Origin of the sequence: Jeotgalibacillus sp. ET6 (genome assembly GCF_029667115.1) — a bacterium.
In the GTDB taxonomy this organism is placed as follows: domain Bacteria; phylum Bacillota; class Bacilli; order Bacillales; family Jeotgalibacillaceae; genus Jeotgalibacillus.
Map to the genome: position 1 here is coordinate 1 of NZ_JARUIU010000342.1, position 232 is coordinate 232.

The following is a 232-nucleotide window of genomic DNA, read 5'->3' on the forward strand; positions in this document are numbered from 1 at the left end:
TGTCGTAGCAATGCGGAAATGGCCGTCATGCTCATCCATTGATAATTGATGCAATACGCCCCCTTTTACCGTTAATTTCGAGGAAAAGGTGACCGAGCTGCCTTCAATGTCAAACTTATAAATAGTCGTTTCAGAGGCACCCTGGCCTGCAGGCAAGATATCGATCGCCATAATCGTATAGGTGCCAATCGACGAGGCTAAATAAAAGCAGATATATGACATAAACAGCTGA

General features: G+C 44.4%; 1 protein-coding gene. It reads right to left on the reverse strand.

Annotated features, from left to right (window positions below; translation table 11 throughout):
- On the reverse strand, nt 1-232 hold a 232-nt coding region (locus P6709_RS20390; protein WP_278242692.1), incomplete at both ends, for a beta-propeller domain-containing protein.